The organism is Streptomyces sp. NPDC014907, from assembly GCF_055562975.1.
Genome location: NZ_JBVHEG010000002.1, coordinates 1 through 12264, shown reverse-complemented (window position 1 = coordinate 12264; position 12264 = coordinate 1). Strand labels below are relative to the sequence as shown.

Below are 12264 nucleotides of genomic sequence, written 5' to 3'. Positions count from 1 at the left end.
CACAGCAGAAAATATGGTCATTCCGCAGAACGGCGGGACGACCCGTGGATCGCCGGCACTTGGTGACGAGGCCGATCCACCACAGAGCGGAGGAATCGGAGAATGGCCGGCGCGATGCGCAAGATGGCGGTCTACCTCGGCCTCGTGGAGGACGATGGGTACGACGGCCGGGGCTTCGACCCCGACGACGACTTCGAGCCCGAGCTGGAGCCGGAACCGGAGCGCGACCGGCGCCACGCGCCTCCGCGTCAGGTGGAGCACGAGGAACCGGTACGCGTGGTGAAGCCCCCGGCCCCCCGGGAGCCCGTCGCCCATTCCGTCCCGGTACTCGCCGAAAGCGGACGTCCGGCCCGAATTGCCCCCGTGGCATCCATCACACCCGAACGCCCGAGCCTGGAGAAGAACGCGCCGGTGATCATGCCCAAGGTCGTGTCCGAGCGGGAGCCCTACCGCATCACCACACTGCACCCCCGGACCTACAACGAGGCCCGTACCATCGGGGAACACTTCCGTGAGGGCACCCCGGTGATCATGAATCTCACGGAGATGGACGACACCGACGCGAAGCGACTTGTCGACTTCGCCGCCGGACTCGTCTTCGGACTCCATGGCAGCATTGAGCGCGTGACGCAGAAGGTGTTCCTGTTGTCGCCTGCTAACGTCGATGTCACGGCGGAGGACAAGGCCCGGATCGCAGAGGGCGGATTCTTCAACCAGAGCTGAGAACACAGGAACCGGACGGGCCGGCCGCGAAGCGGCCGGACGAGCGAGAGCACGGAAGCCAGGGGAGAGGGAAACGCGGGATGGGCGTCGCACTACAGGTGGTCTACATCGTGCTGATGTGCTTCCTCGTCCTCCTGATCGTCCGGCTTGTCATGGACTACGTCTTCCAGTTCGCCCGTTCATGGCAACCCGGCAAGGCGATGGTGGTCGTTCTGGAGGCCACCTACACTGTCACCGACCCACCGCTCAAGCTCCTGCGGCGGCTGATCCCGCCGCTGCGTCTCGGGGGCGTGGCACTCGACCTGTCCTTCTTCGTTCTGATGATCATCGTCTACATCCTGATCTCCGTGGTGAGCAGCTTCGCGAGATGAGTGTGGACGATACGGTCTTGCCGACTGCCGACGACTACGTAGAGGTGAAGAAGAGATGCCGCTGACTCCCGAGGACGTGCGGAACAAGCAGTTCACGACCGTCCGCCTTCGAGAAGGCTATGACGAGGACGAGGTCGATGCCTTCCTCGACGAGGTCGAGGCCGAGCTGACCCGCCTGCTCCGCGAGAACGAGGACCTGCGCGCCAAGCTGGCCGCCGCGACGCGTGCCGCCGCGCAGAACCAGCAGCAGCAGGGCATGCGCAAGCCCCCGGAGCAGCAGGATCGTCCCGTCGGTCCCGGGGCTCCGGTGCCCGCCGCCATATCGGGACCGCCGGTCCAGCAGCAGCAGCCCCAGATGGGTCCGCCGCAGCTGCCCTCCGGTGCTCCTCAGCTTCCCGCCGGCCCCATGCAGGGCGGCCCCATGCAGGGCGGGCCCATGGGCCCCGGTCCGATGCAGGGCGGCCCCATGCAGGGCGGTCCGATGGGTCCCGGCCCGATGCAGGGCGGCCCCATGGGTCACCCGCAGCAGCAGCAGATGCAGCAGCAGCAGCCCGCGCAGGGTCCCGGCGGCGACAGCGCCGCGCGTGTCCTCTCGCTGGCCCAGCAGACCGCGGACCAGGCGATCGCGGAGGCCCGTTCCGAGGCCAACAAGATCGTCGGCGAGGCGCGTTCGCGCGCCGAGGGCCTGGAGCGGGACGCCCGCGCCAAGGCGGACGCCCTGGAGCGGGACGCGCAGGAGAAGCACCGCGTCGCGATGGGCTCCCTGGAGTCCGCCCGTGCCACGCTCGAGCGCAAGGTCGAGGACCTGCGCGGCTTCGAACGCGAGTACCGCACGCGTCTGAAGTCGTACCTGGAGTCGCAGCTGCGTCAGCTGGAGACCCAGGCGGACGACTCGCTGGCTCCGCCGCGCACCCCGGCCGCGGCCTCCCTGCCGCCGGCCCCGTCGATGGCCTCGGCCGGCGCGGGCGCGCCGTCCTACGGCAGCGGCGGGATGGGTGGCGGTCCGTCCATGGGCGGTGGCCCGTCCTACGGCGGCGGTCAGCAGCAGATGTCCCCGGCGATGACCCAGCCGATGGCTCCGGTCCGTCCGCAGGCTCCGCAGCCGATGCAGCAGGCTCCGGCGCCGATGCGCGGCTTCCTGATCGACGAGGACGACAACTGACGGCGGGCGCTCGCGCGTCGAGCGCGTAGCCGTCGGCAGGCTGAGAGGGCCGGGCCCCGGGAGACCGGGGCCCGGCCCTCTGCCGTACGCGGACACGGGCACGCCCGGACCGGGCGGCGGAAACGGAACGGCCCGGCTCCCCCCACCGGGGGAGCCGGGCCGTTCGCCGGGCCCTACGCCTTGCGGAGACGGAAGGTCAGGCCCAGGGACTCGTCCGTGAACGGGGCCCCGTACGTGTCGTCGCCCTCGCCGTTCGCGTGGTCCGTCGCCAGGACCTCGTCCGCGATGAGGGCCGCGTGGGCCGTCAGGGCCTCCGCGGTCTCCGGAGAGGCGGAGGTCCAGCGCAGGGCGATGCGGTCGGCGACGTCCAGGCCGCTGTTCTTGCGGGCCTCCTGGATCAGCCGGATCGCGTCACGGGCCAGGCCCGCCTGCCGCAGCTCCGGGGTGATCTCCAGGTCCAGGGCGACCGTCGCGCCCGCGTCCGAGGCCACGGACCAGCCCTCCCGGGGGGTCTCCGTGATGATGACCTCCTCCGGGGTGAGGGTGACGTCCTCGCCGTTCACCGGCAGGACCGCCGTGCCGGAGCGCAGCGCCAGGGAGAGGGCCGCCGCGTCCGCCGCCGCCACCGCCTTCGCCACGTCCTGGACGCCCTTGCCGAAGCGCTTGCCCAGGGCACGGAAGTTGGCCTTGGCCGTGGTGTCGACCAGGCTGCCGCCGACCTCGGAGAGGGACGCCAGCGAGGAGACGTTCAGCTCCTCCGTGATCTGGGACCGGAGCTCCGGGGAGAGGGCCGTGAAGCCCGCGGCCGCCACCAGGGCGCGGGAGAGCGGCTGACGGGTCTTCACGCCCGACTCCGCGCGCGTCGCGCGCCCCAGCTCCACCAGGCGCCGGACGAGCAGCATCTGCTCGGAGAGGGTGCCGTCGATCAGGGCGGCGTCCGCCTCCGGCCAGGTGGCCAGGTGGACCGACTCCGGGGCGTCCGGGGTCACCGGGACCACCATGTCCTGCCAGACCCGCTCGGTGATGAACGGGGTCAGCGGGGCCATCAGGCGCGTGACCGTCTCGACCACCTCGTGCAGGGTCCGCAGGGCCGCCCGGTCGCCCTGCCAGAAGCGGCGGCGGGAGCGGCGCACGTACCAGTTGGAGAGGTCGTCGACGAACGCCGACAGGAGCTTGCCGGTGCGCTGGGTGTCGTACGACTCCATCGCCTCGGTGGTCTCGGCCACCAGCGCGTTCAGCTCGGAGAGCAGCCACCGGTCGAGGACCGGGCGGTCGGCCGGGGCCGGGTCCGCCGCGCTCGGCGCCCAGCCGGACGTGCGGGCGTACAGCGCCTGGAAGGCGACCGTGTTCCAGTACGTCAGGAGGGTCTTGCGGACGACCTCCTGGATCGTGCCGTGGCCCACCCGGCGGGCCGCCCACGGCGAGCCGCCGGCCGCCATGAACCAGCGGACCGCGTCGGCGCCGTGCTGGTCCATCAGCGGGATCGGCTGGAGGATGTTCCCCAGGTGCTTGGACATCTTGCGGCCGTCCTCGGCGAGGATGTGGCCCAGGCAGACCACGTTCTCGTACGCCGACCTGTCGAAGACGAGGGTGCCGACGGCCATCAGGGTGTAGAACCAGCCGCGGGTCTGGTCGATCGCCTCGGAGATGAACTGCGCCGGGTAGCGGCTCTCGAACAGTTCCTTGTTCTCGTACGGGTAGCCGTACTGGGCGAACGGCATGGAGCCCGAGTCGTACCAGGCGTCGATGACCTCGGGGACGCGGGTGGCCGTCCTCCCGCAGCCGTCCGCCGGGCAGTCGAACGTCACCGCGTCGATGTACGGGCGGTGCGGGTCCAGGCCCGACTGGTCGGTGCCGGTCAGCCCGGTCAGCTCGGCGCGCGAGCCCACGCAGGTGAGGTGGCCCTCCTCGCAGCGCCAGATCGGCAGCGGGGTGCCCCAGTAGCGGTTGCGGGAGAGGGCCCAGTCGACGTTGTTGGTCAGCCAGTCGCCGAAGCGCCCGTGCTTGACCGACTCCGGGAACCAGTTGGTCCTCTCGTTCTCCGCGAGCATGCGGTCCTTGACCGCGGTCGTGCGGATGTACCAGGACGGCTGCGCGTAGTAGAGCAGCGCCGTGTGGCAGCGCCAGCAGTGCGGGTAGCTGTGCTCGTACGGGATGTGCCGGAAGAGCAGGCCGCGGGCGTCCAGGTCGGCGGTGAGCGTCTCGTCGGCCTTCTTGAAGAAGACGCCGCCGACCAGCGGCACGTCCTCCTCGAAGGTGCCGTCGGGGCGGACCGGATTCACGACGGGCAGGCCGTACGCCTTGCAGACCCGGAGGTCGTCCTCGCCGAAGGCGGGGGACTGGTGGACCAGACCCGTGCCGTCCTCGGTGGTCACGTACTCGGCGTTCACGACGTAGTGCGCCGGGGCGTCGAAGGGGACCAGCTCGAAGGGGCGCCGGTAGGTCCAGCGCTCCATCTCGGCGCCCGTGAAGCTCTCGCCGGTGGTGACCCAGCCCTCGCCGAGGGCCTTCTCGACCAGCGGCTCGGCGACGACGACCTGCTCGTCGCCGTCGCTGGCGACCACGTAGGTGACCTCGGGGTGGGCGGCGACGGCCGTGTTGGACACCAGGGTCCACGGGGTCGTCGTCCAGACCAGGAGCGCCGCCCGGCCGGCCAGCGGGCCGGAGGTGAGGGGGAAGCGGACGTAGACCGAGGGGTCGACGACCGTCTCGTACCCCTGCGCCAGCTCGTGGTCGGAGAGGCCGGTGCCGCAGCGGGGGCACCAGGGGGCCACCCGGTGGTCCTGGACGAGGAGGTCCTTCTCGAAGATCTGCTTCAGGGACCACCAGACCGACTCGATGTACGAGGGGTCCATGGTCCGGTACGCGTCGTCGAGGTCGACCCAGTAGCCCATCCGGGTCGTCAGCTCGGCGAAGGCGTCGGTGTGCCGGGTCACGGACTCGCGGCACTTGTCGTTGAACTCGGCGATGCCGTACGCCTCGATGTCCTTCTTGCCGGAGAAGCCGAGCTCCTTCTCGACGGCCAGCTCGACCGGCAGGCCGTGGCAGTCCCAGCCGGCCTTGCGGGCCACGTGGTAGCCGCGCATGGTCCGGAAGCGGGGGAAGACGTCCTTGAAGACGCGGGCCTCGATGTGGTGGGCGCCGGGCATGCCGTTGGCGGTGGGCGGGCCCTCGTAGAAGACCCACTCGGGGCGGCCCTCGGACTGCTCCAGGGTCTTCGCGAAGACCTTGTTCTCCCGCCAGAAGTCGAGCACGGCGTGTTCGAGGGCGGGCAGGTCGACCTGGGCGGGCACCTGGCGGTACTGCGGCGGTGTCATGCGGTGGACTCTCCTCCGGACGGACGGTTCTGCTTCCGTCGGAGGGACGAGAGCGCTGCTCCCGCGGTACCACCCTCCTTGGTCCCGGGCGTGACCGTCCGGAACCCCCTCATTGGGGTCGCGACGCCGGGTCTAGTCACCGCGCCTCGGCACGGCTTTCTTCCGGCGGCTCCGGGGTGATGCTTCACATCGGGCTCGCCCCCGGGCTCTCACCGTCCCCGGGTCGCTCATGGCTGCGTACGACGCTACTCGTCCCCATCCAAGCCTTTCGCTGGGGCCAGTGTACGGCGCCCGGGGGAACGCGGGGCACCGGTTTTGCCGTGACCCGAACGGCCACACGGCGGCCACCGGCCCGGCGCGGGGCCATGTGGGGGAGGGGCCGGGGCGGACGGCCGGGCGGGGCCCGGGCGCGGCGGACGCGGGACGCTCCGGCGGGGGAGCGGGGACGGGCGGGAAAGGCGGCGTGGCCCGTTGCCGCGGGCCCCGGGTCGATTTATCGTCCCAGCACGATTCGCGTGCAGGATCACACCTGGTGAAGGGGCCGCGACATGGTGGCGAAGAAGACCGCCGCGAAGAAGGCCACGGCCGGAGGCGGGGCGCCGCGCGCCGCGCGTTCCGCGGCCGGGGAGGAACCGGCGGCCGCCGCGAGGAGCGCCGCCGGGGAGAAGGAGCACGAGGCGAAGGAGCCCGGGGAGAAGGAGCCCGGGGAGGCGTCCGGGAGGAAGCGGACCGGGAGGACGGGCGCCAAGAAGGCCGTCGCGAAGAAGGTGGCGGCCGCCGGGAAGACGGTCGCGAAGAAGGCGGCGGCCGCCCGGAAGGCCGTCGTGGAGAAGACGGGAGCGGCGACCTCCGCGGACGCCGCCCCGGACGCCCCCGCCGGGAAGGCCGGGGCGAGGAGCGCGGCCGCCGGGAAGAAGCCCGCGCGGAAGCAGACAGGAGCCAGGACGGTGGCAGTGAAGAAGACGGCGGGCGGCGTCACGACCGTCGACGGGGAGGCCGCGGTGCCCACCGCACGCGGCGGCGGGCTCGCGGTCCGGCCCGGTGAGGACCCCTGGACGGCGGAGGAGGTCGCCGGGGCCCGTGACGGACTGCGGGCGGAGGCGCTGCGGCTGCGCGGGGAACTGGCCCACTCCCAGCAGGAGCTGACCGGCCTCATGCGGGACTCCGGCGACGGCGCCGGGGACGACCAGGCCGACACCGGCACCAAGAACATCACCCGCGAGCACGAGCTGGCCCTCGCGGCCAACGCCCGGGAGATGCTGGAGCAGACCGAGCACGCCCTGGAACGGCTGGACGCCGGCACGTACGGCCTGTGCGAGGTGTGCGGCGACCCGATCGGCAAGGCCCGGATGCAGGCCTTCCCCCGCGCCACGCTCTGCGTCGAGGACAAGCAGCGGCAGGAGCGGCGCGGCTGACGGCGGGGGCGGCGCGGGGGCGCCGCGACCGGGGGCCCGGCCGGTGCTCTCGGCTGCCGGTCCCGTGCGCCCGTGCCGTACCCTCGGGGCACGGTCAGGCATCGAGGTCGAGGGACTCACTCACGTGGCAGAGGCGGAGCGCATCATCGGTACGCCGGATTCAGCAGGGGCCGACGGGCCGGCCGCCCCCGACGGGACGCCGGGCCCCTCCGGCGGGACCCCGGAATCCCCCGGCAGGGCTCCGGACCACGACGGGACCCCGGACCACGACGTGACCGCGGAATCCTCCGGCGCGGCCCCGGACCGGGACGGCGCGGCCGCCGCCCCGGAGGCGCGGCCCCGGGGCAGGCGCAGGATCGTCGCCCTGTTCGTGGTGGCCGTCCTCGCCTACCTGCTCGACCTCGGCAGCAAGGTGCTCGTGGTCGAGAAGCTGGAGGGCCGCGAGCCGATCCCGGTCATCGGCGACCTGCTCCGCCTCGACGCCCTCCGCAACCCGGGCGCCGCCTTCGGCATGGGCGAGGCCTTCACGATCATCTTCACCTGCATCGCCGTCGCCGTGATCGTCGTGATCGTCCGGCTCGCGCGGAAGCTCTACAGCCTGCCGTGGGCGATCGCGCTCGGCCTGTTGCTCGGCGGCGCGCTCGGCAACCTCACGGACCGGATCTTCCGCTCGCCGGGCGTCTTCGAGGGCGCGGTCGTCGACTTCATCGCCCCCGCGCACTTCGCCGTCTTCAACCTGGCCGACTCGGCGATCGTCTGCGGCGGCGTCCTCATCGTGATCCTGTCGTTCCGGGGCCTGGACCCGGACGGCACCGTCCACGAGGACTGACCCCGGACGGAGCACGCCCCGCACAAGGCATACTCGACGGGTGAGTACGAGTCCCGAGATCCGCACCCTGCCCGTTCCCGATGGCCTGGAGGGCGAGCGCGTCGACGCCGCCATCGCCCGCATGTTCGGCTTCTCCCGCACGAAGGCGGCCGAGCTGGCCGCCGCCGGGAAGGTCCAGGTCGACGGCTCCGTCGTCGGCAAGTCCGAGCGGGTCAGCGGCGGCGCGTGGCTGGAGGTCGAGATGCCGGGCGCGGCCGCGCCCGTGCGGATCGTCGCGGAGCCCGTCGAAGGCATGGAGATCGTCCACGACGACGACGACATCGTGGTGATCATGAAGCCGATCGGCGTCGCCGCGCACCCCAGCCCCGGCTGGACCGGCACCACGGTCATCGGCGGCCTCGCCGCCGCCGGGTACCGCATCTCCACCTCCGGCGCCGCCGAGCGCCAGGGCATCGTGCACCGCCTCGACGTCGGCACCTCCGGCCTCATGGTGGTCGCCAAGTCGGAGTACGCGTACACCTCGCTCAAGCGCCAGTTCAAGGAGCGCACGGTCGACAAGCGCTACCACGCCCTGGTGCAGGGGCACCCCGACCCGATGAGCGGCACCATCGACGCCCCGATCGGCCGGCACCCGAACCACGACTACAAGTGGGCGGTGACCGCCGACGGCAAGCCCTCCGTCACGCACTACGACCTCATCGAGGCGTACCGCTCGGCCTCGCTGCTCGACATCAAGCTGGAGACGGGCCGCACCCACCAGATCCGGGTGCACATGTCCGCCCACCGCCACCCCTGCGTCGGCGACCTCACCTACGGCGCCGACCCGACCCTCGCCAAGCGCCTCGGCCTGACCCGGCAGTGGCTGCACGCCGTCCGCCTCGGTTTCGAGCACCCGGGCGACGGGTCGTGGGTCGAGTTCGCCAGCGAGTACCCCGAGGACCTCCGGCGGGCCCTGGACCGGATCGCGTCGGAGAGCCGGTGAGCACCGCGTACACCGTCCGCGAGGCGCGGGGCGACGAGGACCGCGCGGCGTGCTTCGCGGTCCGCCGCGAGGTCTTCGTCGAGGAGCAGGGCGTCCCGGAGGAGCTGGAGTACGACGCGTACGACGCGACCGCCGTGCACGTGCTCGCGGTGCGCGGGGACGGGCTGCCGCTGGGCGCCGGGCGGCTGCTGCACGGTGACGACGCCCTCGGGCGGACCGGCGGCGACGCCTCGGTGGGCTCGCTCGGCCGGCTCGCGGTCGTCGGCGCGGCGCGCGGCCTCGGGGTCGGCGCGGCCCTCGTCCGGAGCGTCGAGGACGCGGCGAGGGAGCGCGGGCTGACCGCCGTCGACCTGCACGCGCAGACCCACGCGCTCGGTTTCTACGAGCGGCTGGGGTACGAGGCGTACGGCCCCGAGTTCCCGGACGCGGGCATTCCGCACCGGTCCATGCGCAAGGCCCTGTAGGCGCGGTCCGGCGGACGCGCGCCGGGTGCCGGACGGACCGGCGCCGCGCCCGCCCCCGGGGCTCGACCAGGGGTAACGGGTGTGAAAACGGACTTACGTGGCAGGCTGAGGCCGTGGATCAATTGGCCCTGCTGTTCCTGCTGCTCCTCGGCGCCGTGCTCACCGTGCCCCTCGGCGAGCGGCTGGGGCTGCCCGCGCCCGTCCTGATGACCCTCGTCGGGATCGTGCTGGCCTTCCTGCCGTTCGTGCCGAACGTCGAGATCCCGCCGGAGTACATCCTTCCACTGGTGCTGCCGCCCCTGCTGTACGCCGCCGTGCAGCGGACCTCCTGGCGTCAGTTCGCGGCCAACAGACGGCCGATCTTCCTGCTCGCGGTCGCCCTGGTGTTCGTCACCACGGCCGCCGTCGGCGCCGTCGCGAACGCGCTGGTGCCCGGCATCCCGCTGGCCGCCGCCATCGCCCTCGGCGCCCTCGTCGCGCCGCCGGACCCGGTCGCCGCGACCGCCGTCGCGGGCTCGCTCGGACTCCCCCGCCGGCTGGTGTCGATCCTGGAGGGCGAGGGGCTCTTCAACGACGTCACCGCGATCGTGCTCTACCACGTGGCGATCGCCGCCGCCGTCAGCGGCTCCTTCTCCTGGTACGGGGCGGCCGGGCAGCTGGTGCTCTCGGCCGTCGTCGCCGTCGCCGTCGGCCTGGGGCTCGGCTGGCTCTCCAACAAGCTCATCGGGGTCCTGGGCGACGCCACCCTCCAGACCGGCCTCACCCTCCTCGTGCCCTTCGTGAGCTACGTCCTCGCCGAGGAGCTGCACGGTTCCGGGGTCCTCTCCGTCCTGATCACCGCGCTCTTCCTGGCCGAGCACGCGGCCGACGCCGACGACGTCATGGGCCGGCTCGCCGGGCAGACCTTCTGGCAGGTCGTCGACACCCTCGTCACCGGCATCGCCTTCGGCCTCATCGGCCTGGAGGTCGTCCACGTCTTCGGGTACGCGAACGGGCACGCCCTGGAGATGATCGGCTGGGGCGCCGCCGTGGCCGGGACGGTCGTCGTCGTCCGGCTGCTGTGGCTGCTGCCCGCGACCTGGCTGGCGAAGAGGCTGCACACGCTCCGGGACGTGGACGAGGAGATCCCCGTGAGCTGGCGGGAGACCGTCGTCATGTGGTGGGCGGGGATGCGCGGGGTGGCCTCGGTGGCGCTGGCGCTCGCCGTTCCGCTCACCACCGACGACGGCTCGCCCTTCCCTGGCCGCGCGGAGATCGTCTTCATCGCCTTCTGCGTGATCCTCACCACCCTCGTCCTCCAGGGGCTCACCCTGCCCGCCCTGGTCCGGCGGCTCGGGGTGAAGGCGGACACCGAGGCGGAGCGGGCCCTGGAGCGCGACCTCGCCGTCCGGGCCGCGAACGCGGCCAAGCGGAGGCTCAAGGAGATCGAGGAGGTCGAGGACCTGCCCGAGGAGGTGCAGGAACGGCTCCACCGGGGCGCCTTCGACATCGGGGCGCGGATCAGCCCCGACATGGTGGAGGACGAGCGGCGGGCCGCCTCCGCCGAGCGGGCGAACCGGTTCAAGGCGGTGCAGCGCATCCAGCGGGAGCTGATGTCGGCCGCCCGGCACGAGGTCCTCGCGGCGCGCAGCGAGCCGGGCGCCGACCCCGAGGTGGTGGACCGGGTCCTCCGTCAGCTGGACGTGCGCAGCATGCGGTGACGGGCGGCGCGGCCCGGACGCGCGGCCGGGCGGACGGCGGCCGTGGCCGCCTCCGTGTTCGTCGGCGGTCCCGCCCGGCCCGGCCCGCGAGGGGCCGGGATGCGAGGGGCCGGGCCCCGCTCAGGCCAGGGAGAGGAACAGCTTCTCCAGCCGGGCGCGCATCTGCTCCCGGTCACCGGAGGCGGCCATGTCCGCGTCGGTCAGGCAGTGCTGCAGCCCCGTGGCGATGATCGCGAAACCCGCCTTGTCCAGCGCCCGGGAGGCCGCCGCGAGCTGGGTGACCACGTCCTCGCAGTCCCGCCCCTCCTCGATCATCTTGATCACGCCGGCGATCTGGCCCTGCGCCCGGCGCAGCCGGTTGACCACCGTCTTCAGTTCCTCGGCCGCCATGGCCAGCTCCACGGCCCACACTCCTTCGCGATACCCCCACGGGTACCTTACCGAAGAGGGAACCCCTCGGGCCGGAGGAAAGTCCCCCGGGGGACCCCTCGCCGCCTCCACCGCCGGCCGGGCCGGGCCGGGGAGGGTCCGGCGGCCCGCGGCGGGTGCCGGGCCCGGCTTTCGGAGCGGCCCCGCGGCGGGTGGCAGGATGGCGCGCATGGACATCATGCTTTTCCACTCGGTTCACGGAGTGCGCCCGGCCGTCGGGGCCGCGGCCGACCGGCTGCGGGACGCCGGACACCGGGTGTGGACGCCGGACCTCTTCGACGGCTGGACCACCGAGTCGGTGGAGGAGGGCATGGCGAAGCGGGACGAGATCGGCAAGGACGAACTGCTGAAGCGCGCGATCCTGGCCGCCGCCCCGTACTCGGAGCGCGGTCTCGTGTACGCCGGCTTCTCGTTCGGCGCGTCGGTCGCGCAGACCCTGGCCCTCGGCGACCGGAAGGCGCGCGGCCTCCTGCTGCTGCACGGCACCTCCGACCTCGCGCCGAACGCGTCGGTGGACGAGCTGCCGGTGCAGCTCCACGTGGCCGAGCCCGACCCCTTCGAGACGGACGACTGGCTGTCCGCCTGGTACCTCCAGATGGGCAGGGCCGGGGCGGACGTGGAGATCTACCGCTACCGGGGCGCCGGGCACCTGTACACGGACCCGGGGCTGCCCGACTGGGACGCGGAGGCCGCCGGGCGGACCTGGTCGGTGGCGCTGTCGTTCCTGGAGGGGCTGGAAGGGGCGTAGGGCGCGCGCACGTGTGCCGGGGGGGGGGGGGGGGGGGGGGGGCGCCCCCCCCCCCCCCCCCCCCCCCCCCCGCCGGGGGCGGGTGGTCCGTGTTTTCGAGGGCGGCTTCCGTTCCTGGGGGCTC

The 12264-nt window shown here is 72.9% G+C and carries 11 protein-coding genes; 9 read left to right on the top strand and 2 right to left on the bottom strand.

From position 1 onward, the window contains the following. The first annotated feature begins 102 nt into the window (after nt 1-102). The 3 genes from ACZ3IL_RS05445 (at nt 103) to ACZ3IL_RS05435 (ending at nt 2256) form a co-directional block, all read left to right on the top strand. Nucleotides 103-723, top strand: coding sequence for a cell division protein SepF (locus ACZ3IL_RS05445; RefSeq protein ID WP_121832120.1), 621 nt, complete (start codon nt 103-105; stop codon nt 721-723). Nucleotides 724-803: 80 nt separating this feature from the next. Then, nucleotides 804-1094 (top strand): YggT family protein, encoded by a 291-nt coding sequence (locus ACZ3IL_RS05440; protein ID WP_190102598.1) that lies wholly within the window; start codon nt 804-806, stop codon nt 1092-1094. A 55-nt stretch (nt 1095-1149) separates the two neighbouring features. Next, nucleotides 1150-2256, top strand: coding sequence for a DivIVA domain-containing protein (locus ACZ3IL_RS05435; protein ID WP_467386868.1), 1107 nt, complete (start codon nt 1150-1152; stop codon nt 2254-2256). 173 nt (nt 2257-2429) lie between these two features. Here the strand turns inward: ACZ3IL_RS05435 and ileS are convergent, their stop codons facing one another. Further along, nucleotides 2430-5573: an isoleucine--tRNA ligase gene (ileS, locus tag ACZ3IL_RS05430; RefSeq protein ID WP_467386866.1), complete on the bottom strand. Its 3144-nt coding sequence runs from the start codon at nt 5571-5573 to the stop codon at nt 2430-2432. Between the two features lie 548 nt (nt 5574-6121). Between ileS and ACZ3IL_RS05425 the strand changes: the two genes are divergently transcribed. The 5 genes from ACZ3IL_RS05425 (at nt 6122) to ACZ3IL_RS05405 (ending at nt 10963) form a co-directional block, all read left to right on the top strand. Next, nucleotides 6122-6988, top strand: a complete 867-nt coding sequence (locus ACZ3IL_RS05425; protein ID WP_467386864.1) for a TraR/DksA family transcriptional regulator — start codon at nt 6122-6124, stop codon at nt 6986-6988. A gap of 124 nt (nt 6989-7112) precedes the next feature. Then, nucleotides 7113-7817 (top strand): signal peptidase II, encoded by a 705-nt coding sequence (lspA, locus tag ACZ3IL_RS05420; RefSeq protein ID WP_467386862.1) that lies wholly within the window; start codon nt 7113-7115, stop codon nt 7815-7817. 40 nt (nt 7818-7857) lie between these two features. Next, complete coding sequence (locus ACZ3IL_RS05415; protein ID WP_467386860.1) at nt 7858-8799, top strand: RluA family pseudouridine synthase; 942 nt, start codon at nt 7858-7860, stop codon at nt 8797-8799. After that, entirely contained in the window at nt 8796-9263 is a 468-nt protein-coding gene (locus ACZ3IL_RS05410; protein WP_467386858.1) for a GNAT family N-acetyltransferase, read from the top strand. Before ACZ3IL_RS05415 ends, ACZ3IL_RS05410 begins: the two co-directional genes overlap by 4 nt. Before the next feature lie 113 nt (nt 9264-9376). Further along, on the top strand, nt 9377-10963 hold the full coding sequence (locus tag ACZ3IL_RS05405) for a Na+/H+ antiporter (protein ID WP_467386856.1): 1587 nt from the start codon (nt 9377-9379) through the stop codon (nt 10961-10963). 120 nt (nt 10964-11083) lie between these two features. Here the strand turns inward: ACZ3IL_RS05405 and ACZ3IL_RS05400 are convergent, their stop codons facing one another. After that, a complete protein-coding gene (locus ACZ3IL_RS05400) occupies nt 11084-11365 on the bottom strand; it encodes a metal-sensitive transcriptional regulator (RefSeq protein ID WP_018845516.1) in 282 nt (93 codons plus the stop codon). A gap of 196 nt (nt 11366-11561) precedes the next feature. On the opposite strand from ACZ3IL_RS05400, the gene ACZ3IL_RS05395 reads away from it, so the two are divergent. Next, the gene (locus tag ACZ3IL_RS05395; RefSeq protein WP_467386850.1) at nt 11562-12140 is read left to right on the top strand and encodes a dienelactone hydrolase family protein; all 579 of its coding nucleotides are present in this window, start codon (nt 11562-11564) and stop codon (nt 12138-12140) included. The last annotated feature ends 124 nt before the right edge of the window (nt 12141-12264 follow it).

What these genes read in the sequence shown, in the direction of transcription:
- ACZ3IL_RS05445 (WP_121832120.1), top strand. Translation starts at nt 103, where the DNA reads ATGGCCGGCGCGATGCGCAAGATGGCGGTCTACCTCGGCCTCGTGGAG.
- ACZ3IL_RS05440 (WP_190102598.1), top strand. Translation starts at nt 804, where the DNA reads ATGGGCGTCGCACTACAGGTGGTCTACATCGTGCTGATGTGCTTCCTC.
- ACZ3IL_RS05435 (WP_467386868.1), top strand. Translation starts at nt 1,150, where the DNA reads ATGCCGCTGACTCCCGAGGACGTGCGGAACAAGCAGTTCACGACCGTC.
- ileS (WP_467386866.1), bottom strand. Translation starts at nt 5,573, where the DNA reads ATGACACCGCCGCAGTACCGCCAGGTGCCCGCCCAGGTCGACCTGCCC.
- ACZ3IL_RS05425 (WP_467386864.1), top strand. Translation starts at nt 6,122, where the DNA reads ATGGTGGCGAAGAAGACCGCCGCGAAGAAGGCCACGGCCGGAGGCGGG.
- ACZ3IL_RS05395 (WP_467386850.1), top strand. Translation starts at nt 11,562, where the DNA reads ATGGACATCATGCTTTTCCACTCGGTTCACGGAGTGCGCCCGGCCGTC.